Below are 23037 nucleotides of genomic sequence, written 5' to 3'. Positions count from 1 at the left end.
GGGTCATCCGCGTATTCAGTGGTCGCGCTCGATCATGTAGCGGGCCAGCTCGGCCAGCGGCGTGGCGGCCTCGCCCAGGGGTGCCAGGGCGGCGATGGCCTCCTCGAGCAGGCCATCGGCCTTGGCCCGGGCGCCGTCCAGGCCGAGCAGGGCCGGATAGGTGGGCTTGTCGTGGGCGGCGTCGGCGCCGGCGGTCTTGCCCAGGGTGGCGGTATCACCGGTCACGTCGAGGATGTCGTCCTGGATCTGGAAGGCCAGGCCCACGGCGCGGGCATAGCGCTCCAGGGCCGCCACCCGGGGGTCGTCGTCGGCGGCGGCGCTGAGGGCGCCGAGGCGCACCGCGGCGCGGATCAGGGCGCCGGTCTTGTGGCCATGCATGGTGGCCAGGGCCGCCACGTCCGGGTGCTCTCCCACCGCGGCCAGGTCCAGGGCCTGGCCGGCCACCATGCCGTCGCGGCCGGCGGCCTCGGCCAGGGTCAGCATCAGCGCCGGCAACCGCGGGTGTGCGGCCCGGGCCAGCACCTCGAAGGCCAGCGCCTGGAGGGCATCGCCGGCGAGGATCGCCGTGGCCTCGTCATAGGCCTTGTGCACCGTGGGCTGACCGCGGCGCAGGTCGTCGTCGTCCATGGCCGGCAGGTCGTCATGGACCAGGGAGTAGGCGTGAATCAGCTCCACCGCGGCGGCGGGGGCGTCGAGCAGGGTATCGTCGGCGCCCAGGGCGCGGCCGGCGGCATAGACCAGCACCGGGCGCAGGCGCTTGCCGCCCACCAGCAGGCCGTGGCGCATGGCCGCCTCGAGGCGTGCCGAGGGGGGCGTCCGCTCGGCGAAGAGCCCCTCCAGACAGGCATCGATACGCGCCCGGTCGGCGGCCAGGCGCGTGGTCAGGGGCTCAGGCGTCATGGGGCACCTCGTCGTCCGGGCCGGCGAAGGGGGCGATACCCAGGCTACCGTCGTCCTGTTCCACCAGGCGGCGCACCTGCAGCTCGGCCTCGTCCAGGCGGCGCTGGGCGTCGCGGGTCAGGCCAACGCCCTGCTCGAAGGCCGCCAGGGAGGCCTCCAGGCTCAGTTCGCCGGACTCGAGGCGCTCCACCAGCGTCTCCAGGCGTTCCAGGGTGGCGGCGAAGTCCTGCGGCTCGGCGCCCTCGGGTGTCGCGGTATCCTTGTCGGCCATGGCCCCCTCGTCGGCTAGTGACGCCGCGGCCGGCGTCGCCAAAAAGTCAAAGCGCACAGTATACACCCTCTGCCCCGGGGGGCGTCTGCCCCAGCATGACCGGAGCCCGGGGCAAATGCAGTAAGAGCTCTCGCTGTCCTGGTCCGGGGCTACCCTGGGGGCAGGCCTTCGCAAGGCGTGGTAAACCCTTCCATGGGCGCTACATTTGCCTTCCCTGGCAAATGACCCTTGCTCCGGCCTGCCCCCAGCGCCCCGAGGTCATACCGGCAAATCGTATCCTCCCTGGATGCAGCCGGCTCATGCTGGCGGCGCAGCATTTTCATCCGGCGCTCCCGGCGGCTGTGCTAGGATAGTGCCCCTGTTACGCCCCCTGCGTGAGTCTCCATCCGCTTCGCGCCGGTTCCCCGCCCCCTTGCCGTCCGGAACCCGCCGCGCCCCTCGGGAGGCGAACAGGCACACACTATATGACTGATAAGCGGCCCCGCCGCGGAAAGGGTTGATTCGAGAATGGCCAAGACGTCGTTGGACAAGAGCAAGATCAAGATCCTGCTGCTCGAGGGTATCCACCAGAGTGCGGTAGATAACTTCCTGAACGCCGGTTACACCAATATCGAGCACCTCGCCACCTCCCTGGACGAGGCGTCGCTGATCGAGAAGATCCGTGACGTGCACTTCATCGGTATTCGCTCCCGCACTCAACTCAACGAGCGCGTCTTCGCCGCCGCCGAGAAACTCAACGCCGTGGGCTGCTTCTGCATCGGCACCAACCAGGTCGACCTGGGCGCCGCCCTGCGCCGTGGCATCCCGGTCTTCAACGCCCCCTACTCCAATACCCGCTCGGTGGCCGAGCTGGTGCTGGCCGAGGCGATCATGCTGCTGCGCGGCATTCCCCAGAAGAGCCACTCCGCCCACCAGGGCGGCTGGATGAAGAGCGCCAAGAACTCCCACGAGGCCCGCGGCAAGACCCTGGGCATCGTCGGCTACGGCAATATCGGTGCCCAGCTGTCGGTGCTGGCCGAGTCCCTGGGCTTCGACGTCATCTTCTACGACGTGGTGACCAAGCTGGGCATGGGCAATGCCCGCCAGGTGGCCAGCCTCGAGGAGCTGCTGGCCCGCGCCGACGTGGTCAGCCTGCACGTGCCGGAGCTGCCCTCCACCAAGTGGATGATCGCCAAGGAGCAGATCGCGCTGATGAAGCAGGGCGGCATCCTGATCAATGCCTCCCGCGGCAGCGTGGTGGTGATCGAGGACCTGGCCGAGGCCCTCAAGGAAGGCAAGCTGCTGGGCGCGGCCATCGACGTCTTCCCGGTGGAGCCCAAGGGCAACAACGAGGAGTTCGTCAGCCCGCTGCGCGGCCTGGACAATGTCATCCTCACCCCCCATGTGGGCGGCTCCACCCTGGAGGCCCAGGAGAATATCGGTGTCGAGGTCTCCGAGAAGCTGATCACTTACTCCGACAACGGCACCACCGTGACCTCGGTGAACTTCCCCGAGGTGGCCCTGCCGGCCCACCCGGACAAGCACCGCCTGCTGCATATCCACGACAACGTGCCGGGCGTGCTCTCCGAGATCAACCATGTGCTCTCCGAGAACGATATCAATATCTCCGGTCAGTACCTGCAGACCAACGAGAAGGTTGGCTATGTGGTGATCGACGTGGACAAGGCCTATGGCGCCAGGGCCCTGGAGGCCCTCAAGCAGGTGGAGCATACCCTGCGCGTGCGGGTGCTCTACTCCGAGGTCAACTTCGATAGCTGATCGTTCGCCTCTCCAGCGATGGCAGGGCCCCGGCATTCGCCGGGGCCCTGGCGTTTGTGAGCTTGATCCAGGTCAAGGCCACGGGGTGCGTGCCTCTCCCGGCTTGAGTAGAATGGCGCCTCCCCAACCCCGGTCCGTCCTTTGCGAGGACGACTACCAGGAGAGAGAGATGACCCAGGATTCCCCGCGGATCGTGGTGGCGGCGCTCTACCAGTTCGTCACCCTCGAAGACTTCGAAGCCCTGCGCGAGCCGCTGCGCCAGACCATGCTCGCCCATGACGTCAAGGGCACCCTGCTGCTCGCCCGGGAGGGCATCAACGGCACCGTCTCCGGCACCCGGGAGGCCATCGACGCCCTGCTGGCCTGGCTCAAGGCCGACCCGCGCCTGGCCGCCCTGGACCACAAGGAGTCCTACTGCGACGCCCACCCCTTCTACCGCACCAAGGTGAAGCTCAAGCAGGAGATCGTCACCCTGGGCGTGCCCGGCATCGACCCCAACGACACCGTGGGCACCTATGTGGAGCCGGAGCAGTGGAACGAGGTCATCAGCGACCCCGAGGTGCTGGTGATCGATACCCGCAACGACTACGAGGTGGCCATCGGCAGCTTCGCAGGCGCCATCGACCCCAAGACCACCAGCTTCCGCGAGTTCCCGGACCATGTGCGCCAGCACTATGACCCGAGCAAGCACAAGAAGGTGGCGATGTTCTGCACCGGCGGCATCCGCTGCGAGAAGGCCTCCAGCTTTATGCTCAAGGAGGGCTTCGAGGAGGTCTACCACCTCAAGGGCGGCGTGCTCAACTACCTGGAGAAGGTGCCCGAAGAGACCTCCCTGTGGCGCGGCGAGTGCTTCGTCTTCGATAACCGGGTCACGGTGCGCCACGACCTGAGCCGCGGCGACTACGACCAGTGTCACGCCTGCCGCATGCCGGTCTCCGCCGAGGAGATACGCTCCGAGAAATACGAGCCCGGGGTCAGCTGCCCGCACTGCTACGACGGCCTGCCGGAGAAGACCCGCGCCGCCGCCCGGGAGCGCCAGCGCCAGATCGAGCTGGCCAAGGCCCGCGGCGAGCCCCATCCCATCGGCCGCGACCCGCGACAGATAAAAGCGGCCGAGGCCGAAGAGGCGTAGCCTCCCGGCTCCCCGAGTGATTTCACGGCCACCGCGTCTCGACGCGGTGGCTTTTTTCGTGGTAATGGTTAACCTTCGAATGGATTTTCTGCGGGATGCCCCTGGACAGGATGGATCGGTCTGGGGCATCCCGCGCTTTTCTGGAGGGAGTCATCATGCCGACCGGGCCGGCCTATCTCACCGTGGTGCTGGTATGGGCCACCACGCCCCTGGCCATCAAGTGGAGCGCCGAGGCCGGCGCCCCGGTGGGCAGCGTCTGGCTGCGCATGGCCATCGCCGCGGTGCTGGCCCTGCTGATCCTGCGCCTGCTGGGCCGCGGCCTGCCCCGCTCGCGGCGCGCCCTGCTCAGCTATGCGGTGGCGGTGCCCGGGGTGTTCGGCGCCATGGCGCTGAGCTACCGCGCCTCCATGAGCCTGCCCTCGGGGCTGCTGTCGGTGATGTTCGGCCTGGCGCCGCTGATCTCGGGGCTGATTCTCCAGGCGCTGCCCGGCGCCACCCGCCTCAAGCCCTGGCACTGGCTGGGCTGCCTGCTGGGGGTGGCGGGCCTGGCGGTGATCTTCGCCGACTCCCTGGGCGCCGGCCTCGAGCAGCTCGGTGCCCTGGCCATGATGGTGGCGGCGGTGACCCTGTTCAGCGGCAGCGGCATCGCCGTGCAGCGGGTGGCGGCGGGGCTGCCGCCCCTGGAGCAGACCGCCGGCGCCCTGCTGCTGTCGATGCCCTGCTTCGCGCTGCTGTGGCTGGCCAGCGGCGAGCCGCTGATGGTGCCGCTGACGCCCCGCGGCTTCTGGGCGGTGCTCTACCTGGCGCTGTTCGGCTCGCTGATCGGCTTCCTCTGCTACTACCTGATCCTCTCGCGGCTGCCCGCCGCCACCGTGGCCCTGGTCACCCTGATCACCCCGGTGCTGGCCCTGGGGCTGGGCATGGCCCTCAACGGCGAACGCCCCAGCCTCTCCATGTGGCTGGGGGCGGCGCTGATCCTGGTGGCCCTCGGCGCCTACCTGTTCGGCGACCGCCTGGCACGGCGGGCCGCCAAGCGCGCCGCGGCGCTCTAACGCCCCCGACACCCTCAGGGATTATTGAGGTTCACAGATCAGCGTGAAGCCACGACATGGATGATTCCGGCTTGCTATCGTGGGAGTTTGGCTATGCCGAACGATTGGGCGACGAAGTCGCCCCTGGTGGCAGCCAGGATCGCCCTTCGGGCGATATCGCGCGGAACCGGAACGCCGGACTGCCACGCTCCCATGGCAACATTCACGCCAGAGTGCGATGAACCATTATTGATCCTGGCAAGTACCAAGGCGCCTAACGGCGCCAATCGTCCGGCGAAGCCGGACTCCCACAAAACCAGTGCAGCCCAGTTGCGGCGGAGCAGTTCTCCCACCATGCCACTCCACACCCAGGCGCAATACACCTAGAAATAGGTGGCCATCTCCTCCACCACCCGCAGGTCATCGTCCACCAGGCAGACCCGCCGCCACTTGTCGAAGGTCAGGCAGGGATGGGAGGTGCCCAGGGCGACGATATCGCCTACCCGCACCTCGCCGCCGTTGCCGGGCAGCCCCGGCTCGGCCACGGTCACCCGGGGCAGCTCCACGAAGGCGTGCTGGTCCATCAGCTTGGTGATGCGCCAGCCCGCCACCGACAAGACATGCCGCGGGTCGCCCCCCTCGCGATGGCGGCGCAGCGGTTCCGGCAGCTGGTCGTGGCCGATATCCCGCTTGCCCAGGCCGAGGATGGCGCGGCCCGGCTCCGGCAGGGAGATCACCTGGGCATAGACCTCCAGGGCCGGGTATAGCCCCTGCTCCAGCTCGGGACGCCGCCCCAGCACGCCGCGCTGGGCCTCCCGATAGATGCCGTGATCGTGGACCACATAGCAGCCGGGACGCAGCACCGGCACGAAGTGGCGGCCCAGGTGGGCCTCCCGGAACACCTCGGCGATCAGGTCATACCAGGCGGAGCCGGAGGCGGTGATCAGTGGCGCCGCGGCCTCGATCAGGCCGTCGTGGTCCAGGGTCTGGGCGGCCTCCACCAGGTGCCAGGCGTAGCTGCGCACCGCCCTGGCCGGATCGTCGCCGAACACCACCCCCTCGTAGCCCTCCAGGCCGGCCAGCACCAGGGCCGACTCCGCCTCGATCAGCTCCCCCAGGGCCAGCACCTCGTCCTGGTCGCGGCAGCCGCAACGCCCGCCCGGCACCCCCAGTTCGATCAGCACCCGCAGGCGCAACCCCCGGGCGCCGAAGTAGCGGCTCAGTTGCGCCACATTGGCGGCGCCGTCCACCACGCAGTAGAGCTCGGCGCCGGCCTCCAGCAGCGAGGCGACGATGGCCATATTGGCCTCGCCCACCAACTGGTTGGCCATCAGCAACCGCGTCACCCCGGCGGCGAAGGCGGCCCGGCACTGGGCGGCGGTGGCCAGGGTGATGCCCCAGGCGCCGGCCTCCAGTTGGCGCCGGAACAGCGCCGGGGTCATGGTGGTCTTGCCGTGGGGGGCCAGGCGGGCGCCGTGGTCGTCGGCGAAGCGCTGCATCCAGGCCAGGTTATGCTCGAGCGGCGCCTGGTGCACCACCGCCGCCGGCAGGCTGACGCCGGACAGCAGCTCGGGCAGGGTCTCGATGGCCCCCTTGCCCAGGGGCCAGGCGGAGGGCGTCGGGGAAAGGCTGGCGTCGGGGTGGGCCGATGGCATGGGCAATCAGGGCTCCTCGTCGGGGTCGGCGGAGGCGGGATCCTCGGATAACAGGGGGACCAGCTCGGCGAGCCGTGCCTTGAGCTCGGCCAGGGCCGCCGGGGCCTCCTCCAGCTCGCCGCCGCGGGCCAGGGTCTCCAGGTGCAGCGCCGCGGCCCCCAGGGCCCGGGCGCCGATCACCAGGGCCGAGCCCTTCAGGGTATGGGCGGCGCGGCGCAGTGTCACGCCGTCGTCGCCGGCGATGGCGGCCTCGATCTCGGCCATCAGGGCCGGGCACTCGCCCTGGAAGAGCGCCTCCATCTCCTCGAGCAGCGCCTCCTTGCCCTCCAGATTGGCCAGGGCCCCGGCCCGATCCCGCACCGGCTCGCCCGCCGCCTGGGCCGCGGGCGCCGGCGGCGTGGGCTCGGCGGACGCCGACGGCACCTCGTCGACGGCCACGCCCCGCGGGGGCGCTTCCACCGCCCGATAGAGCTCGGCGGCACGAAACGGCTTGGTGACATAGTCGTCCATGCCCGCCGCCAGGCAGCGCTGGCGATCCTCCCGGGTGGCGCTGGCGGTCATCGCCACCACCGTCAGGTGGCCGCCGCGGCGGCGCTCCCGCTCGCGCAGCGCCCGGGTCGCCGCCAGGCCATCCATCACCGGCATATGCACGTCCATCAGCACCACCTCGAACTCCCGCTCGGCCAGCGCCGCCAGGGCCTCGGCGCCCTGGGTGGCCAGCTCGACCTGGTGGCCGCGCTGGGTCAACAGGTCGATGGCCACCCGCTGGTTGGTGACGCCATCCTCCACCAGCAGCACCCGGCGCGGGCGCCAATCCGCCGGCCGTGCCTCGGCGTCGGCACGCGTCGGCGTCGCCAGCCGGGGCTCGGCGCCCAGGGCCTCGCTGACCGCCTCCAGCAGCTCTGACTGCTTGACCGGTTTCATCAGCAGCCGGGCGATGCCCAGGCGCTGGCGGCGGGACGCGTCGCCGGCCCGGCTCCCGGAGGAGAGCATCAGCAGGGCCATCTCGCCATGGCGGGGATCGGCGCGCAGGCGCTCGGCCAGGGTAAAGCCATCCATGCCCGGCATCATCACGTCGAGCAGTGCCAGGGGCAAGGGCTCGGCCTCCGCCTCCAGGGCGCCCAGGGCCGCCTCGCCGCCTTCCACCACCCGGGGCCGCATGCCCCAGCTGGTGAGGATCTCCTCGAGGATGCGGCGATTGGTGGCGTTGTCGTCCACCACCAGTACCCGCTGGCCCTCCAGCAGCCGGGAGCGCGGAGGGGCGGCGGCCGGGGCCTCCACCAGGCCGAAGTCGGCGCTAAAGGTGAAGCGGCTGCCGCGCCCGTCGGGGCCACTGTCGACGCGGATCTCGCCGCCCATCATGGCGACCAGTTGGGCGGCGATGGAGAGCCCCAGGCCGGTGCCGCCATTGACCCGGGTGATGGAGGTATCGGCCTGGCCGAAGGCCTCGAAGATGCGCCGGCGCTGGGCCTCGGGAATGCCGATGCCGGTGTCGCGCACCTCGACCCCCAGGCGTACCCGCCGGGCGTCCCGGGACTCCAGGCGCAGGTCCACCACCACCTCGCCGCGGGGGGTGAACTTGATGGCGTTACCCACCAGGTTGACCACCACCTGGCGCAGCCGCAGCGGATCCCCCAGCAGCTGATCGGGAATCTCCGGGGGAATATGCACCATCAGCTCCAGGCCCTTCTCGTCGGCGCGCAGGGCCAGGGTCTGGAGGGTATCGGCGAGGGTGTCGCGCAGCGGGAAGGGGCGCACCTCCAGCTCCAGGCGCCCGGCCTCGATCTTGGAGAAGTCGAGGATCTCGTTGATCAGCCCCAGCAGGGTGTCCGCCGAGGTCTGGATCAGCGCCACGTACTCCGCCTGCTGGGGCGTCAGTTCGGTGCGCTCGAGCAGCTCGGCGACGCCGATCACCCCGTTCATGGGGGTACGGATCTCGTGACTCATATTGGCCAGGAACTCGCTCTTGGCGAGGCTGGCCCGCTGGGCCTCGTCCCGGGCCCGGCGCAGCTCGGTCTGGGAGCGCCGCAGCGCCCGGGCGGCATCCTCCAGCTCGGCGGTGCGCTCGGCGACCCGCTCCTCCAGGCGGTGGCGGTGCTGCTCCAGCTCGGTGATATCGGAATAGACCGCCACATAGCCGCCATCGCCGGTGCGGTGCTCGCTGACCTGGATGCACAGGCCGTCGCTGCGCACGAACTGGTAGGGGCCATGGGGATCGCGGTGCTGGGCCAGGCGCTCACGGATCCATGCCTCGGCGGAATCGAAGCCGCGGGGCATCAGCCCCCGCTCGACCACCCCACGCAGCAGCGCCTCGAAGGCCATGCCCTCCTCCACCAGGTCGCCGGGGGTGACGAAATGCTCCTTGAAGCGGGAGTTGTAGAGCACCAGGCGGTCATCCGCATCATAGAGGGCGAAGCCCTCGGCGATCGACTCCAGGGCCTCGGTGAGCTGGTCGCGGGCCGCCTCGGCGCGGGCCTGGGCCTCCTCGGTGAGGGTCACCAGGGCCTCCAGGTGGGCGCGCTGGGCCTCGAACTCGGTGATATCGGTATAGATGGCCACCACCCCACCGCCGCGGGTGCGCCGCTCGCTGATGCGCAGCGTGCGGTTGCCGGTAGGCACCGTGAAGGGCGGGCCCGGATCGCGCCGCTGGGCGAGACGCCAGGCGATCCACTCCTCGGGGTCCCGCTCGCCGATATCGACGATACCCCGCGTGACCACGGCACGGATCAGGTCCTCGAAGCGCATGCCGGGCACGGCCATCTCGCCCACCCCCGAGTAGTCGCGGAACCGCGAGTTGCAGGCCAGCAGGATGTCGTTGGCATCGTAGAGGGTAAAGCCCTCGGAGATGGTCTCGATGGCCTCGGCCAGCTGCAGGTAGGCCGCCTGGGCCTCGGCGCGGGCGGCCTTGGCGGCGGCCAGGCGCTCCTCGATCGTCGTCATGGCCGGCTCCTGGTCTCGTAGGCGGTGCCAGGAGGTCTCGAGCCGACCACCTGGGCGGCCCCCCTAGACACCTCGGTCATCGTCATGGCCGGCTCCTGCCTAATCTTGCGACTCGTCGAGCTGGCCGCGCAGCCGGCCTTGCCCCTCGAGGCGCAGCAGCGCCTCCACCAGGGCCGCGGTGCGCATGTCCAGCCCCTCCGACTCGACCCGCCCCAGGCAGCGCCGGAAGGCGTCCAGCAGCCGCGCCTCGAGCCAGGCCTGGGCGGTTTCCCGCTCCCAGGGGCGCGCCCCCTGAGCCCACTCCAGGTAGGCCAGCCCCGCCCCGGCGGCGTTGCCGAGGATATCCGGCAGCACGAAGACCTCCCGCTCGTGGAGGCTCTCCTCCGCCTCCAGCAGGGTGGGGCCATGGGCCCCCTCCGCCAGCAGGCGGCAGTTGATGCGCGGGGCGTTCTCGGCGGTGACCTGCTGCTGCACCGCCGCCAGCACCAGGATATCGCAGGGCAGGCTCAGCAGGTCGCCGTTGTCGAGGGGCTCACCGCCGGCGAAGCCGGCCAGGGCGCCCTGGCTCGCCAGGTGCGCCTCCAGCGCCGCCAGGTCGAGGCCCGCCGGGTCCTGGCGCGCCGCGGAGGCGTCGCCGACGCCGATCAGCCTGACGCCCCGGGCCACCAGTTGGCGGGCCGTGGCCAGGCCCACCTGGCCGAGGCCCTGGAGCACCACCCGGGCGCCGCCCAGGGCGATGCCGAGGTGCTCCGCGGCGGCGGCGATCAGCGCCACCAGGCCGGCGCCGATGGCGGCCTGGCGCCGGGGCAGCCCACCCAGCAGGGCCGGCTTGCCGCTTACCGGCAGCCCTTCGTCGAGCAGCCAGGCCATGGCCTGCTCGTCGACGCCCAGGCCCGGGGCGAGGATATCCCGCCCATCGGCCAGGTCCTCCCGGAGCTCCCGGGCGAAGGCGCGCAGCAGGCGCTGGCGCTCGCCGGAGTCGAGGGCGGTGGGATCGACCCGCACGCCGCCCTTGGCGCCGCCGCAGGGCAGCCCCAGCAGGGCGCACTGCCAACTGGTCCACATCGCCAGGGCGGCCATCTCGCCGAGGCCCAGCTCCGGGTGCAGGCGCACGCCCCCCAGGGTCGGCCCCGGCAGCAACAGGTGCTGCACCCGGTAGCCGAACAGGGTCTCCGCCTGGTGGTGATCGTCGCGTCGGAAGGGAAAGGTGACCAGCCGCGCCCGCTGGGGGAACAGCAGCCGCTGGCGCAGGCCATCATCCAGGGCCATCACCTGGGCCGCCTTGAGGAACTGCTGCTGGGCCTGGCGGAACAGCGGCGAGTCCCATTCGCCGCCGCGCACCCGGGCCCGCGCCAGGGTGTAGCGCACCGTGCGCCCCAGGGCGGCCCCCTTGAGGTTGGACTTGACCAGGTAATCGGAGGCGCCGGACTCCACCGCCCGGGCCGCCAGTTGGAGGTCGTCGAGGCCGGTGAGGATCACCACCGGCACCTGGGGCGCCACCAGGCGCACCCGCCACAGGGTCTCCAGCTCCTGGCTGTCCGGCAGCACCAGGTCGAGCAGCACCAGGTCGATGCTGCCCTTGACCAGTCGGGTCAGCCCCTCGGCCAGGGTGGAGACCGCCTCCACCTCGCAGCGCAGCTGGGCATCTTCCTTGAGCAACTGCTGAATCAACCGGCTATGCAGGGGATTGTCTTCCACCAGCAGCAGACGCAGGGGGTGATCGGCCATGGGATGCCTCGCCTAATGCACTTTGCCTTAAGCGTAGGCCAGGGACTCGGAAGGGAAAGTGGCGACGAGAGGGAAAAAACGGTTCATCGCAGATCAGCGTGAAGCCACGACATGGATGATTCCGGCTTGCTACCGTGGGAGTTTGGCTATGCCGAACGATTGGGCGACGAAGTCGCCCCTGGTGGCAGCCAGGATCGCCCTTCGGGCGATATCGCGCGGAATCCGCGCTCCCACCGAAACCATGGTGGCGGCTTGAGGGGCAACATAGAATCTCCCACGGCGGCATTCACGCCAGAGTGCGAAGAACCAAAAAAACCGGCCACCGGTGAGGGTGGCCGGCGAAGGCAGCTTATGCCACCGAGAGAATCTTCATCGTATTGGTGCCGCCATGGGCGTTCATATGATCGCCGCGGGTCAGGATTACCTGGTCGCCAGGGCCGGCGATGCCGCGGGCCCGGAGCTCGTCCAGGGCGCGGGCATTGAGCTCGGTGGCGTCCATGGCGCTGGTGTCGAAGAACACCGAGACCACCCCCCGGTAGAGCGCCATGCGGCGCTGGGCGATGGGGCTATGGGCCAGGCCGATGATGGGCAGGCCGGAGCGGATGCGCGAGGCGATTAGCGGCGTATAGCCGGTGGACGTCATGCAGGCGATGGCGGCCACGCCCGCCAGGTGGTTGGCGGCATACATGGCCGACAGCGCCACCGTCTCATCGACCTTCGAGAAGCCCTCGTGGATGCGGTGCCCCGACTCCTGGGCGGTGCGCTCGCGCTCGGCGCCCAGGCACAGGCGGTGCATCGCCTCGATGGTCTCCACCGGGTAGTCGCCGGCGGCGGTCTCGGCGGAGAGCATCACCGCGTCGGTGCCGTCGAGCACGGCATTGGCCACGTCGAACACCTCGGCGCGGGTGGGCAGCGGCGCGCTGATCATCGACTCCATCATCTGGGTGGCGGTGATCACCGCCCGGTTGAGCTTGCGGGCGCGGCTGATGATGCGCTTCTGCACGCCGATCAACTGGGCGTCGCCGATCTCCACGCCGAGGTCGCCACGGGCCACCATCACCGCCTCGGAGGCGCGGATGATGCCGTCCAGGGTCTCCGGGTCGGCCACCGCCTCGGCGCGCTCGACCTTGGCCACCAGGCCGATTTCGCGGCCGGCCTCGCCGAGCAGTTCGCGGGCCTCCTGCATATCGGCGGCGCTGCGCGGAAAGGACACCGCCAGGTAGTCGACGCCGATGTCGATGGCGGTCTTGAGGTCGGCCTTGTCCTTGTCGGTGAGGGCCGCGGCGGAGAGGCCGCCGCCCTGCTTGTTGATGCCCTTGTTGTTGGACAGGCGCCCGCCGACGCTGACGGTGGTGTGCACCTCGGGGCCGTCGATCTGGGTCACTTCCAGCACCAGGCGGCCGTCGTCGAGGAGCAGCACATCGCCCACGGCGACGTCGCCGGCGAGGTCCTTGTAGTCGCAGCCGACCCTCTCGGCGGTGCCCGCCTCGGTGTCCATGGCCATGTCGAGGACGAAGGGCTGGCCCTCGTCGAGGGTCACGGCGCCGTCGGTAAAGCGGGCGATACGGATCTTGGGGCCCTGGAGGTCGCCGAGGGCGGCGACGCTCTTGCCGAGGCGCGCGGCGATCTCGCGCACCGCCTGCAGGCGGCGGCGATGATCGTCGGCGGTGCCGTGGGAGAAGTTGAGGCGTACCACGTCGACGCCGGCGTCGATCATCGCCTCGAGGACGCCCTCCCGGTCGCTGGCGGGACCCAGGGTGGCGACGATCTTGGTGCGGCGCAATGGGGAGTGGGGCAGAACGTTCATGCGGTCCTCGGCAGCACCAGGATGGCGCGGAAGTCGTTGACGTTGGTGCGGGTCGGCCCGGTGATGATCAGGTCGTCCAGCTCGGCGAAGAAGCTGTAGGCGTCGTTGCGCGCCAGGTAGTCCAGCGGCGCCAGGCGCGCCGCCTTGGCGCGGCTCCAGCAGTCGGGACCGAACTGGGCGCCGGCGTTGTCCTCGGAGCCGTCGATGCCGTCGGTATCGATGGCCAGGGCGTGGATGCCCTCGGCGCCCTTGAGGGCCTCGAAGAGCCCCAGGAGGTACTCGACATTGCGCCCGCCGCGGCCGTCGCCCTGGACGGTGACGCTGGTCTCGCCGCCGGAGAGGATCAGCAGCGGCTCGGCGATCTCGCCCTGCAGGGTCAGCGCCAGGCGCGCCTGGGCACGCCCCAGGTCGCGGGCCTCGCCCTCCAGGTCGTCGCCCAGCACGCGCACCGCCAGGCCGCTCTCCTCGGCGGCCCGACGCGCGGCCTCCAGGGCATCGGCGGCCCGCGCCAGCACCACCTCCTCGTCGCGGGCGAAGCCGGCATCGTCGCGCCGCGGCGCGCTGGTGTCCGCCACCAGGTGGCGCCGCACGCTGTCGGGCACCTCGATGCCATAGCGCTCGAGGATCGCCAGGGCGTCCGCCGGGGTGGAGTCGTCGGGCAGGGTCGGGCCGGAGGCGATCAGGGTGGGATCGTCGCCGGGCACGTCGGAGATCAGGTAGGTGACCACCCGCGCCGGATGGGCGGCGGCGGCCAGGCGTCCGCCCTTGATGGCGGAGAGGTGGCGGCGCACGGTATTGATCTCGCGGATCGGCGCCCCGCAGCGTAGCAGCGCCTTGTTGAGCTGCTGCTTCTGGTGCAGGGTCAGGCCGGCGGCCGGCAGGGTCATCAGCGCCGAGCCGCCGCCGGAGACCAGGGCGATCACCAGGTCGTCCGCGCCGAGGCCTTCCACCGCCTCGAGCATGCGCCGGGCGGCCTTCTCGCTGAGGTCATCGGGCATCGGGTGGGAGGCCTCGAGGACCTCGATGCGCCGGCACTCGGCGCCATGCTCGTAACGGGTGACCACCAGGCCGCTCAGCTCGGCCTCGGGGTAGCGCTGCTGCCAGGCCGTCTCCAGGGCCGCGGCCATGGCCGCGGCGGCCTTGCCGGCGCCGACCACCAGGGTGCGCCCCCTGGGGGGCTCGGGCAGGTTGTCGGGTAACAGGGAATCGGGGTGCACGGCGGCGACCGCCGTCTGAGCGAGACGCGACAGCCACTGGCGCGCCGCCTCATGACTCGAAAAGGGAGCGATAGCATTCATCGGCAGACTCCTCACGGAAGCCGCTACGGGCGGGAAAGGGGGAAGAAAAAAGCCGGTGACGGCCAAGGGCCTACCACAGGGAGACCGCCACCGGAGAAGGGCCACATGCGTGGCATGGCAGACGACGACCCGGCGCCTGCCAGTCAGGAACTCGATGGGACGCGGCGAAGGTCGTTTCACCGCGGCCCACCCAATCCCTGGGGGGAGGGCTTACTTGTCGCTGACGCTATGGTCGGCGAGCTGTTCCAGGGCGCGCAGGATGCCGGCATGATCCCAGTCGGCGCCGCCATGGGCCACGCAGGCCTGGAAGAGTTGCTGGGCGTTGGCGGTCCCCGGCAGCGACAGGTTGAGGCTGCGGGCGCCTTCCAGGGCCAGGTTGAGGTCCTTCTGATGGAGCTTGATCTTGAAGCCCGGATCGAAGGTGCCGTTGATCATGCGCTCGCCGTGAACGTCGAGGATCTTCGAGGTGGCCAGGCCACCGAGCAGGGACTCGCGCACCTTGGCCACGTCGGCGCCGGCCTTGGAGGCGAACAGCAGGCCTTCGGCCACCGCCTCGATGGTCAGGGCGACGACGATCTGGTTGGCCACCTTGCAGGTCTGGCCGGCGCCGTGACCACCGATATGGGTGATGGTCTTGCCCATCACTTCCAGCACCGGCTTGGCGCGGGCGAAGCCTTCCTCGGTGGCGCCGACCATGATGGTCAGGGCGGCGTTGATGGCACCGCCTTCGCCGCCGGAGACCGGGGCGTCGACGTACTCGCCGCCGGCGTCCACGATGCGCTTGGCGAACTCCTGGGTGGCGATCGGCGCGATGGAGCTCATGTCGATCACCAGGGTGCCCGGCTTGAGGCCCTCGACCACGCCGTTCTCACCGAACAGCACCAGTTCCACGTCGGGGGTGTCCGGCACCATGGTGATGATGATCTCGGCGGCCTCGGCCACCGCCTTGGGGTTGGCCACCACCTGGGCGCCCTTGTCGGCCAGGTCCTGGGGAATCGGGCTGCCGTGCTGCACGGTGATGATCTCGTGGCCGGCGTCCAGCAGGTGCCCCGCCATGGGGCGGCCCATGATGCCCAGGCCGATAAAACCGATCTTGCTCATAGTCTCTCTCCTTCTCGTATCCTGTCGTCGAACAGCGCTTAGCGCACGCTATCCAGCCAGCCCAGGCCTTCCACGGTGGTGGTCTTGGGCTTGTATTCGCAGCCGATCCAGCCGTCGTAACCGAGACGGTCGAGATGGGCGAACAGGAAGGGATAGTTGATCTCGCCGGTGCCCGGCTCGTGACGGCCCGGGTTGTCGGCGAGCTGCACATGGGCGATGCGTGCCAGGTGCGTCTCCATGGTCGGGGCCAGATCCCCTTCCATGATCTGCATGTGATAGATGTCGTACTGCAGCTCGAGGTTGCGGCTGCCCACTTCGTCGAAGATCGCCAGCGCCTGCTCGGTGCCGTTGAGGAAGAAGCCGGGGATATCGCGGGTGTTGATCGGCTCGGCGATCAGGCGGATGCCGGCGGCCTCGAGCTTCTCGGCGGCGAAGCGCAGGTTCTCCACCAGGGTCTGGCGAGCCTGGTCGTCGCTGACGCCCTGCGGCTTGATCCCGGCCAGGCAGTTGACCTGGGTGTTGCCGAGGACCTTGGCGTACTCGATCGCCCGGTCGACGCCGGCGCGGAACTCGTCCACGCGATCCGGGTGACAGGCGATGCCGCGCTCGCCGGCGCCCCAGTCACCGGCCGGCAGGTTGAAGAGCACCTGGGTCAGGCCATTGGCGTCCAGGCGCTGCTTGATCTCGTCGGCGGTGAAGTCGTAGGGGAAGAGGTACTCGACGCCCTGGAAGCCGGCCTTGGCGGCGGCCTCGAAGCGGTCGAGGAAATCCACCTCGGTAAACAGCATGCTGAGGTTGGCGGCAAACTTGGGCATGGTCGGCTCCTGTTTGAAACGGGTTTCCGGAACCGCCGCCCGAAGGCGGCGGGGTGCCGTCTACTTTAGGTCAAAGAGGCGATGGAAGTCGGCGCATCTTCCTGATTCTCGGCCAGGGCCTCGAACTCGTTGACGCCGCCCAGGTCGGTGCCCATGGCGATATTGGTGACCCGCTCGAGGATCACCTCGACCACCACCGGGACCCGGTATTCGGCCATCAGCCTGCGCGCTTCCTCGAAGGCCGGGGCGATGTCCTCGGGCTGGGTGACGCGCAGCGCCTTGCAGCCCAGGCCTTCCACCACGGAGACGTGATCGACGCCGTAGTCGTTGATCTCCGGGCAGTTGATGTTCTCGAAGGAGAGCTGCACGCAGTAGTCCATGTCGAAGCCGCGCTGGGCCTGGCGAATCAGCCCCAGGTAGGAGTTGTTCACCAGCACATGGATGTAGGGCAGCTTGAACTGGGCGCCCGCGGCCAGCTCCTCGACCATGAACTGGAAGTCGTAGTCACCGGAGAGGGCGACGACCTCGGCATCCGGATCGGCACGGCACACGCCCAGGGCGGCCGGGATGGTCCAGCCCAGGGGGCCGGCCTGACCGCAGTTGATCCAGTGGCGCGGCTTGTAGACGTGCAGGAACTGGGCACCGGCGATCTGCGACAGGCCAATGGTGCTGACGTAGCGGGTGTTCTTGCCGAACACCTTGTTCATCTCTTCGTAGACGCGCTGGGGCTTGACCGGCACGTCGTCGAAGTGAGTCTTGCGCAGCAGGGTGCGCTTGCGCTCCTGGCACTCCTCGGCCCACTGGCTGCGGTTCTTCAGCTTGCCTTCCGCCTTCCACTCCTTGGCCACCTCGATGAACAGCTCCAGGGCCGCCTTGGCGTCGGAGACGATGCCGTAGTCCGGGCCGAAGATGCGACCGACCTGGGTCGGCTCGATGTCCACGTGAACGAACTTGCGGCCTTCGGTGTAGGTGGAGATCTCACCGGTGTGGCGGTTGGCCCAACGGTTACCGATGCCCATCACGAAGTCGGAGGCCAGCATGGTGGCGTTGCCATAACGATGGGAGGTCTGCAGGCCCACCATGCCCGCCATCAGCGGGTGGTCGTCGGGAATGGTGCCCCAGCCCATCAGGGTCGGGATGACCGGCACGCCGGTGAGCTCGGCGAACTCGGTGAGCAGGTCGCTGGCGTCGGCGTTGATCACGCCGCCACCGGCCACCAGCAGCGGCCGCTCGGAGGCGTTGAGCAGCTCCAGGGCCTTCTCGGCCTGGGCGCGAGTCGCGGCGGGCTTGTAGGCCGGCAGCGGCTCATAGGTGTCCGGGTCGAACTCGATCTCGCTCATCTGCACGTCGATGGGCAGGTCGAGCAGCACCGGGCCCGGGCGCGAGGAGCGCATCAGGTGGAAGGCCTGCTGGAAGGCGCGCGGCACCTGGGCCGGCTCCAGCACGGTGATGGCCCACTTGGTGACCGGACCGGCGATCTCCTGGATGTTGACCGCCTGGAAGTCTTCCTTGTGCAGCTTGGCACGCGGCGCCTGACCGGTGATGCAGAGGATCGGAATGGAATCGGCACTGGCGGAGTAGAGGCCGGTGATCATGTCGGTGCCGGCGGGGCCGGAGGTGCCGATACACACGCCGATGTTACCGGCCTTGGTGCGGGTGTAGCCCTCGGCCATGTGCGAGGCGCCCTCGACGTGGCGAGCCAGGACGTGATCCACGCCGCCGACCTTGCGCAGGGCGGCATAGAAGGGGTTGATGGCGGCGCCGGGCACGCCGAAGGCGATATCGATGCCCTCTTTCTTCAAAACGTGAACGGCGGCTTCTGCTGCGGTCATCTTGGCCACGACGATTCCTCCTCGGTGACACGGTAATCAGGGTTCTTGCCATTCAAGGTAGGCGGGCGCCGTCGCGCTGTCAATATTTTATGGAAGACATTTCCACAAAAAACACACATGTACTAAAAAGCCATTTTTAATCAAAAACTTAAAGCCTACTAACTTTTCATGAAAATGAATTCTCAGGAATCGTTTTTCGGACGAATTCCGGGCACGCCGAAGGGGCCGACGGGATACCCCGCCGGCCCTTCGAGGCTAGCTAGAGAGGCGCTCAGTCCAGGGTGACGCGAACCGCCAGCGGGTGCTCGTCGCAGTTGTTGCCGGCGCCGCCCCGGTCGACCACCAGGAACTCGCCCTCACGCTCCAGCACCGACTGGATGGCGTGCCAGGTCCCGGCGCGGTAGTTGACGCCCTGGCGGCCGTCGGTGACGAAGGCGCGCACCTGGGCCGGGTCGATCTGGTCCCCCGGCGGGGCCACCACCACCAGGAAGCGTTCCTCGTGCAGCGGCACGAAGGCCTGGCTGCCCTGGGGGTGACGCTCCAGGAAGTCGAGGGTCAGGGGCACCTCCACCGGCTGGCTGACGAAGATGCTGATCAGCGCCCGGGCCTCCTCGCCCAGGGTCTCCACCTTGGCCAGGTCGTGGTAGCGCTTGGTGCGCCCGGCGTTGATGGGAAACCAGTCGGCGCCCCGGGTGTCGATGACGTCGCCGAAGGGGGCGAAGGCCTCCCGGGTGAGCGGTTGGGCGGTGAGTTCCAGCATCACGTCCTCCTCGCCACTCAACGCTGCAGGCCGCGATAGGCGGCGGAGGCATTGAGCTTCATATGACGGTTGACGTCCTTGTAGAGCAGGTAGCGGAACGGTCCCGGGCCACCGGCATAGCAGGCCTGCGGGCAGAAGGCGCGCAGCCACATGTAGTCACCGGCTTCCACCTCGACCCACTCCTGGTTGAGGTGATAGACCGCCTTGCCCTCGAGCACATAGAGGCCGTGCTCCATGACGTGGGTCTCGTCGAAGGGGATCACGCCGCCGGGCTGGAAGGTGACGATATTGACGTGCATGTCGTGACGCATATCGGACTGGTCGACGAAACGGGTGGTGACCCACTTCTCGTCGGTGTCCGGCATGGCGATCGGCTCGACATCGTTCTCGTTGGTGACGAAGGCCTCCGGCGCCTCGATGCCCTCGACGAACTCGTAGGCCTTGCGGATCCAGTGGAAACGCACCGCGGCATCGCTCTCGTTGCGCAGGGTCCAGTCGCTGCCCGGCGGAATAAAGGCGTAGCCGCCCGGCTGCATCACATGCGTCTCGCCGCCCAGGGTCAGTACCATCTCGCCCTCGACCACGAAGAGCACGCCCTCGGCACCCTCGTCCAGTTCCGGCTTGTTGCTGCCGCCACCGGGAGAGACTTCCACGATGTACTGGGAGAAGGTCTCGGAGAAGCCGGTCATCGGACGCGACAGCACCCACAGCCGGGTGTTCTCCCAGAACGGCAGGTAGCTGGCGACGATGTCCCGCAGCACGCCCTTGGGAATGATGGCGTAGGCCTCGGTGAAGACGGCGCGATCGGAGAGCAGCTGCGTCTGGGGCGGATGGCCGCCCTGGGGAGCGTAATAGGTATTACGAGCCATGGTGTGTCCTCGTTGGTTATTTGGGGTGCCTCGCGCCTGAGCGATGGCCGCGCCGCGGCGACGCCACGGGGCGCTCGAAACGCGCCCAGGCGTGATAACGGTTTCCATTATCCGGCGCCGACGGCCGGCTGCCGCCGAGCGGCGGGCCCCACTCGGCGCCTGTTACCAGTGTGGTCGATCAGCGCGTGGCCGGGTGGTGCTCGGCCCAGTGGCGGGCGATATCCACGCGGCGGGTGACCCAGACCCGGTCGTGGGCCTCGATATGGTCGAGGAAGCGCTGCAGGGCGCGGAAGCGGCCCGGGCGCCCCAGCAGGCGACAGTGCATGCCGATGGAGAGCATCTTCGGCGCCTCCTCGCCCTCCGCGTAGAGCACGTCGAAGGCGTCACGCAGGTAGCTGAAGAAGTGGTCGCCGGTGTTGAAGCCCTGGGGCGTGGCGAAGCGCATGTCGTTGGTGTCCAGGGTGTAGGGCACCACCAGGTGAGAGCGGGCCTCGCCCTGGCTGTCGCGCTCGGTGGTCCAGAACGGCAGGTCGTCGCCGTAGTAGTCGCTGTCGTAGAGGAAGGAGCCCTCGTCGAGCACCAGGCGACGGGTGTTGGGGCTGTCGCGTCCGGTATACCAGCCCAGCGGCTTCTCGCCGTAGAGGTTCTGGAAGATCTCGATGGCGCGCTGCATATGCTCGCGCTCGACGCTCTCCGGCACGTTCTGGTAGTGGATCCAGCGCAGGCCGTGACAGGCGATCTCGTGGCCCAGTTCCTTGAAGGCCTGGGCCACTTCCGGGTTGCGCTCCAGGGCCATGGCGACGCCGAACACGGTCAGCGGCAGGCCGCGGCGCTCGAACTCCTTGAGGATGCGCCAGACGCCGGCCCGGGAGCCGTACTCGTAGATCGACTCCATGCTCAGGTGGCGCTCCGGATAGGCCTCGGCGCCGACGATCTCGGAGAGGAACTTCTCGGAGTGGCTGTCGCCGTGCAGCACGCAGTTCTCGCCGCCCTCTTCGTAGTTGAGGACGAACTGCACGGCGATCCTGGCCTTGCCAGGCCAGTTGGCGTGCACCGGATCACGGCCGTAGCCGATCAGGTCACGGGGATAGTCGCTGTTAGGCGTTACGCTCATGGCTGACCTTCCTGATTGTTCTGCGTCGACTCGGCCTTCGGGGGACAGAAGCGAGCAACAGTTTATGTATACAATTAGAAGATAGAGTGTATCCAGCTGGCTTGCAAGTCCCGGGAGGCTATCTCTGGCCCCCCAGACACATCAGCGCCAGGGACTGGGCCAGGGCCGCATCGAAGGCATCCAGCAGGCGGCCCCCCTCGGGGGCCGGCAGCTCCCGGGCCAGGCCGGCGAAGGCCGCCCCGCCGATGATCACCACCGGCGGCGCGCAGCGCTGCCGCAAGCCCTCCAGGGCCTCGGCGACCCGCTTGCGTCCCGCCTCCCGCTGGACGGGCAGCGCCAGGTCGTCGATCACCACCGGTACGATCTCCAGGCAGTGATGGGAGACCCCCAGGGCGTGCAGGTGCTCCTCGATCATCCGCGGCCAGCGCGCCCCCGGGGTGATAATGGCGAAACGCTCCCCCAGCTGCAGGGCGCTGAGCACCGCGGCCTCCAGCATGCCCAGCACCGGCACCGGGCTGACCTCGCGCACCGCCGCCAGGCCCGGCTCGCCGAAGCAGGCCAGCAGGATGGCGTCCACCTCCACCTCCGCCTCGCCCTGCGCCAGGCGCGCCTCCACCCGCCGCAGGGTGCTGGCCGCGGTCAGCGCGCAATCCCGCCGCGAGCCGATATAGGGCACGCCCTCCTCGGCGGTCTCCTCGACGACCGTCACCGCTTCGCCCAGCCAGTGCCGGGCGCGGCTGGCCATGGCCGCGGTCATGGCGGCATTGCTATTGCCATTGAGCAGCAGCAGGCGCATCACTCTCTCCTCTCTCTATGCTCCAGTGACTCACCGGCATGCATCACGGCACAGCCACCCTTCTAGGATTGATCTTTGTATACAAAAATTTCAAGCAGTTTTTTATCCCCACGGCCCGATAGCACGGGATATGCCGGGCCGAGACACGGCCGCGGCCGGCGGCGAGCGGATGAGCACATTGTGATCGACAAAGTGTATACATAATATCTCGGAAGCGGTCGACACTGGGGAAGATTCGGGCCAATTGCGACCTAAGTCTAGCCGGAAATTATCTAATAAAACTTAGTAATCAGGCGCTAACGCTCTGTTTTAAAATATCTATAAAGGGAAAACAGCAAGATCCTCTTTCGGCTTGCGGTCTGGGCAAAGCGGATCTATTTTGTGTACAAAACAATAATTCCTTGTTCACAAGCCCCGGAGTCTCCCCATGCAGCTACGCCTGATCAACCCCAATACCACCGCCGGCATGACCGCCACGATCGGCGAGGCGGCGACGCGTATCGCCGCCCCCGGCACCCGGATCACCGCCACCCAACCCGATGCCGGGCCGGTCTCCATCGAGAGTCACTTCGACGAGGCGGTGGCCGCGGTAGGGGTCCAGGAGGAGGTCCTGGCCGGTGAGCGGGAGGGCACCGACGCCTATATCATCGCCTGCTTCGGCGACCCGGGCCTGCTGGCGGCCCGCGAGCTGACCCGGGCCCCGGTGATCGGCATCGCCGAGGCGGCCTTCCATATGGCCAGCCTGATCAGCACCCGTTTCTCGGTGGTCACCACCCTGGGGCGCACCGCCATCATCGCCGAGCATCTGCTGGCCCAGTATGGCTTCGCCCACCACTGCCGGCGGGTGCGGGCGGCGGAGATTCCGGTGCTCGACCTGGAGGAGGATGGCGACGCCGCCCTGGCACGCATTATCGACGAGGGGCGCCGGGCCAGGGACGAGGATGGCATCGGCGCCATCGTACTGGGCTGTGGCGGCATGGCAGACCTGACCGAAGAGATCACCGAGGCCGTCGGCCTGCCGGTGGTGGAGGGGGTCACCGCGGCGGTCAAGCTGGCCGAGGCCCTGGTGGGCCTGGGGCTGGGCACCAGCAAGCATGGCGACCTGGCCTTTCCGCGGCCCAAGGCCTTCACCGGCCGTTTCGAACATTTCTCGGGGCTGATGCCACGGCAGTGATGCCCCTGATTCCCGGCGACGACACAACAACAACCGTCCACCCATCGCGAGGACAC

Annotated in this window: 18 protein-coding genes; 4 read left to right on the top strand and 14 right to left on the bottom strand. The window is 68.9% G+C overall.

Annotated features, from left to right (window positions below):
- Window positions 1-15: 15 nt before the first annotated feature.
- The gene (gene ispA, locus ACQ1W9_RS00485) at window positions 16-900 is read right to left on the bottom strand and encodes a (2E,6E)-farnesyl diphosphate synthase (RefSeq protein ID WP_431024825.1); all 885 of its coding nucleotides are present in this window, start codon (window positions 898-900) and stop codon (window positions 16-18) included.
- On the bottom strand, window positions 890-1171 hold the full coding sequence (locus ACQ1W9_RS00480; RefSeq protein ID WP_195860425.1) for an exodeoxyribonuclease VII small subunit: 282 nt from the start codon (window positions 1169-1171) through the stop codon (window positions 890-892). Before ACQ1W9_RS00480 ends, ispA begins: the two co-directional genes overlap by 11 nt.
- A gap of 507 nt (window positions 1172-1678) precedes the next feature.
- Here ACQ1W9_RS00480 and serA point away from each other — a divergent pair.
- From serA to ACQ1W9_RS00465, 3 genes are all read left to right on the top strand, one after another.
- On the top strand, window positions 1679-2929 hold the full coding sequence (gene serA / locus ACQ1W9_RS00475) for a phosphoglycerate dehydrogenase (protein ID WP_431024824.1): 1251 nt from the start codon (window positions 1679-1681) through the stop codon (window positions 2927-2929).
- A 169-nt stretch (window positions 2930-3098) separates the two neighbouring features.
- Window positions 3099-4061: a rhodanese-related sulfurtransferase gene (locus ACQ1W9_RS00470; protein WP_431024823.1), complete on the top strand. Its 963-nt coding sequence runs from the start codon at window positions 3099-3101 to the stop codon at window positions 4059-4061.
- A 155-nt stretch (window positions 4062-4216) separates the two neighbouring features.
- Complete coding sequence (locus ACQ1W9_RS00465) at window positions 4217-5113, top strand: DMT family transporter (protein WP_431024822.1); 897 nt, start codon at window positions 4217-4219, stop codon at window positions 5111-5113.
- Between the two features lie 362 nt (window positions 5114-5475).
- Here the strand turns inward: ACQ1W9_RS00465 and ACQ1W9_RS00460 are convergent, their stop codons facing one another.
- The 12 genes from ACQ1W9_RS00460 to ACQ1W9_RS00405 form a co-directional block, all read right to left on the bottom strand.
- Window positions 5476-6747, bottom strand: a complete 1272-nt coding sequence (locus ACQ1W9_RS00460; RefSeq protein WP_431024821.1) for an amino acid deaminase — start codon at window positions 6745-6747, stop codon at window positions 5476-5478.
- Window positions 6748-6753: 6 nt separating this feature from the next.
- Entirely contained in the window at window positions 6754-9687 is a 2934-nt protein-coding gene (locus tag ACQ1W9_RS00455; protein WP_431024820.1) for a response regulator, read from the bottom strand.
- Window positions 9688-9786: 99 nt separating this feature from the next.
- Entirely contained in the window at window positions 9787-11415 is a 1629-nt protein-coding gene (locus ACQ1W9_RS00450) for a Glu/Leu/Phe/Val dehydrogenase dimerization domain-containing protein (protein ID WP_431024819.1), read from the bottom strand.
- 349 nt (window positions 11416-11764) lie between these two features.
- Complete coding sequence (gene pyk / locus ACQ1W9_RS00445) at window positions 11765-13222, bottom strand: pyruvate kinase (RefSeq protein ID WP_431024818.1); 1458 nt, start codon at window positions 13220-13222, stop codon at window positions 11765-11767.
- A complete protein-coding gene (locus ACQ1W9_RS00440) occupies window positions 13219-14520 on the bottom strand; it encodes a glycerate kinase type-2 family protein (protein WP_431024817.1) in 1302 nt (433 codons plus the stop codon). Before ACQ1W9_RS00440 ends, pyk begins: the two co-directional genes overlap by 4 nt.
- 210 nt (window positions 14521-14730) lie before the next feature.
- Complete coding sequence (locus ACQ1W9_RS00435; RefSeq protein WP_346060936.1) at window positions 14731-15621, bottom strand: 2-hydroxy-3-oxopropionate reductase; 891 nt, start codon at window positions 15619-15621, stop codon at window positions 14731-14733.
- 38 nt (window positions 15622-15659) lie between these two features.
- The gene (gene hyi / locus ACQ1W9_RS00430) at window positions 15660-16436 is read right to left on the bottom strand and encodes a hydroxypyruvate isomerase (protein ID WP_431024816.1); all 777 of its coding nucleotides are present in this window, start codon (window positions 16434-16436) and stop codon (window positions 15660-15662) included.
- Window positions 16437-16501: 65 nt separating this feature from the next.
- Window positions 16502-18277 (bottom strand): glyoxylate carboligase, encoded by a 1776-nt coding sequence (gene gcl / locus ACQ1W9_RS00425; RefSeq protein ID WP_431024815.1) that lies wholly within the window; start codon window positions 18275-18277, stop codon window positions 16502-16504.
- 262 nt (window positions 18278-18539) lie between these two features.
- Complete coding sequence (locus ACQ1W9_RS00420; RefSeq protein ID WP_431024814.1) at window positions 18540-19028, bottom strand: ureidoglycolate lyase; 489 nt, start codon at window positions 19026-19028, stop codon at window positions 18540-18542.
- Window positions 19029-19045: 17 nt separating this feature from the next.
- A complete protein-coding gene (locus ACQ1W9_RS00415; protein WP_431024813.1) occupies window positions 19046-19897 on the bottom strand; it encodes a bifunctional allantoicase/(S)-ureidoglycine aminohydrolase in 852 nt (283 codons plus the stop codon).
- A gap of 178 nt (window positions 19898-20075) precedes the next feature.
- Window positions 20076-21011: an allantoinase PuuE gene (gene puuE, locus ACQ1W9_RS00410; RefSeq protein WP_431024812.1), complete on the bottom strand. Its 936-nt coding sequence runs from the start codon at window positions 21009-21011 to the stop codon at window positions 20076-20078.
- Between the two features lie 118 nt (window positions 21012-21129).
- Window positions 21130-21807: an aspartate/glutamate racemase family protein gene (locus ACQ1W9_RS00405; RefSeq protein ID WP_431024811.1), complete on the bottom strand. Its 678-nt coding sequence runs from the start codon at window positions 21805-21807 to the stop codon at window positions 21130-21132.
- A gap of 427 nt (window positions 21808-22234) precedes the next feature.
- Between ACQ1W9_RS00405 and ACQ1W9_RS00400 the strand changes: the two genes are divergently transcribed.
- The gene (locus ACQ1W9_RS00400; RefSeq protein ID WP_431024810.1) at window positions 22235-22981 is read left to right on the top strand and encodes an aspartate/glutamate racemase family protein; all 747 of its coding nucleotides are present in this window, start codon (window positions 22235-22237) and stop codon (window positions 22979-22981) included.
- The last annotated feature ends 56 nt before the right edge of the window (window positions 22982-23037 follow it).

It is taken from the genome of Halomonas sp. H5 (genome assembly GCF_050613175.1).
Classification (GTDB): domain Bacteria; phylum Pseudomonadota; class Gammaproteobacteria; order Pseudomonadales; family Halomonadaceae; genus Bisbaumannia; species Bisbaumannia salifodinae.
The sequence above is the reverse complement of the archived record's forward strand: the minus strand, read 5'-3'. Positions and strand labels throughout refer to the sequence as shown.